Source organism: Piscicoccus intestinalis NBRC 104926, assembly GCF_001515525.1.
GTDB classification, from domain to species: domain Bacteria; phylum Actinomycetota; class Actinomycetes; order Actinomycetales; family Dermatophilaceae; genus Kineosphaera; species Kineosphaera intestinalis.
In genome coordinates this window covers 1-2169 of record NZ_BCNQ01000267.1, presented here as the reverse complement: position 1 = coordinate 2169, position 2169 = coordinate 1, and the positions used below count along the sequence as shown (strand labels likewise).

At 75.4% G+C, this 2169-nt stretch carries 3 protein-coding genes; 2 read left to right on the top strand and 1 reads right to left on the bottom strand.

The window, feature by feature from the left end; all coding sequences use genetic code 11:
* On the bottom strand, positions 1–194 hold a 194-nt coding region (locus PINTE_RS24070), incomplete at its 3' end, for a hypothetical protein (RefSeq protein ID WP_217996679.1).
* A gap of 179 nt (positions 195–373) precedes the next feature.
* Between PINTE_RS24070 and PINTE_RS21065 the strand changes: the two genes are divergently transcribed.
* The gene (locus tag PINTE_RS21065; protein ID WP_068434525.1) at positions 374–1087 is read left to right on the top strand and encodes an arsenate-mycothiol transferase ArsC; all 714 of its coding nucleotides are present in this window, start codon (positions 374–376) and stop codon (positions 1085–1087) included.
* A gap of 62 nt (positions 1088–1149) precedes the next feature.
* The coding region (locus PINTE_RS21060) for an FAD-dependent monooxygenase (protein ID WP_068434522.1) at positions 1150–2169 on the top strand (1020 nt) is incomplete at its 3' end.

Sequence of the window (2169 nt, the reverse complement as noted above, 5' to 3'; positions counted from 1 at the left end):
GTGGACGCGGTCGCGACGCTCGGCGCAGCCGGGACGCCCGGGGCGCCCGGGGCGCCCGGGGCGGTGGGCGTCGTGGGCGCAGCCGGGGCGCCCGGGGCAGCCGGGGTCGCCGAGGTGCCCGGGGGGTTCGAGGCGCCCGGGACGTCGCCCGTTCGGCCGGTCTCGACGCCCTGCGACACGCTCTCGTCACTCACGACACCAGCCTAGATGGCATCGGCGACCGCTCCTGGCGGGCTCGGCCTCCGCCCCTCTCTTTCTGCACAGACTTGTGTGGGATAGGTGGGTCAACATCGCGGCCCGTGTCGACTACCCCACCCCGCGCCATCTTCCCTACACTGGTCGTTAACCCTTTGTTCACTTTGGGAGGTGTGGCGTGGACACTCACAGCGCCACCTACGCGCGACTCATCACCCGGGTCACCGACGACCTGGCCGAGCGCTACAGCGCGACGTTCACCCACGAGACCGTCGAGGAGCTCGTGGCCCAGGCCCGCACCGAGCTCGAGTCGACTACTCATCACCCCGAATTCGTGCCTGCCCTCGTCGAGCACTACGTGCGCGACGTGCTCGTCGCCCGGGCCGCGTCGCAAGGTGCGCTGCACGCGCGGGTGCCGACCCTGCTGTTCGTGTGCGAGCACAACCAGGGCCGTTCGCAGATGGCTGCGGCTCTCGCCGAGCACCTCGGCGCGGGGCACGTGCACGTGCTCAGCGCCGGCGTGCACCCCACCGGTTACCTCAACCCGCACGTCGTCGAGGCGCTCGCCGAGCGCGGTATCACCCTGGAGCGGGCCTACCCCAGCCCGCTGCGCGGCGACGTGCTGCACGCCGCGGACGTCGTCGTGCGCATCGGCTGCCAGACGACCGACGAGTCGGGCCGGCGGTATCTGGACTGGCAGGTCGACGACCCGTTCGAGCAGCCGATCGAAATGGTGCGGCGGGTCCGCGACGAGCTGGAGGAGCGCGTGCGCGGCCTGCTCGCCGAGCTCGAGGTGCCGATGCGCGAACACGTCGCGGAGCCGGTCGTCGGGAGCCCGCTCGCCCGCCGCCGGTGGATGCCCGCCCGCCGGCCCAGCCTGCTGTCGCACTAGCCTGACGGGGTCCGTCGGCCGCGGCCGGCGATCCTGAGTTCCACGAGCCCGAGCGGGGAGTGATGGCTGCGCGTCGACGCATCGCCGTGGTCGGAGGCGGTATCGCCGGCCTGACGCTCGGAGCCGCCCTCGACCCACGGCGGTTCGAGGTGACCGTCTACGAGGCCACGCCCCACCGTGACGCCGTCGGATCGGCCCTCGGGCTGTGGCCGGCGGCCCGGCGCGCCCTGACCGGGCTCGGCGTGCTCGACTCGCTGGAGACCGGCTCCCCCGGGCACGGCGGCCTGCACCACATGGGCGGCCGCCGGGTGGCCGCGGGCGGCGCGCCCGGCCTCGTCATGGTGCGTCGCCCCGACCTCATGCGGGCTCTCGGCGCGGCACTCCCACCGGCGGTGCGGCGCGTGACCGCCGAGATCACCGACCCCGCATCGCTCGACGCCGACCTCGTCGTCGGCGCCGACGGGGTGCGCAGCGTGGTGCGCGGCCTCGTCGACCCGCGCGCCGCCACCCGCCGGCAGACCGACTACGTCGTGCTGCGCGGGCTCACCGACTCCCCGCCGCCGCCCGGAGCCGTCGGCGAATACTGGGGCGGCGGAATGTTGTTCGGCATCGTTCCCGTGGGCAGGGGCAGCTACTGGTTCGCCGCGCATCGCAGCGCGCTCGGCCCGGAACCGCTCCCCGTCGAGGCGGTGTTGCAGGAGGCGCGGGCCCGGGCGGAGTCGGTCCGAGCGGCCCGCGTGGTGCGCGACACCCTCGCCGCGCCGCAGGCCTCTGCGGCGAGCGCGACCCGGCTGTGGGTCGCGCCGCCGCTGCGACGCTACGCCCGGGGTCGGTACGTCCTGCTGGGCGACGCCGCGCACGCGATGACCCCGAACCTGGGGCGGGGAGCGTGCGACGCGATCGTCGACGCGGTGACGCTCGCCCGCGCCCTGACCCGCGGGGGGCCGTGGGCGCGGCGCGCGTGGCAGACGCGCCGGTTGCCGCCCACCCAGCTAGCCCGGGTCGGGTCCGGTGCGCTCATGCGGCTCGCGCTCGACGTGCCCGCCGGCGCGTTCGCCGGGGCCTCGGCCGGCGCCGCGGTC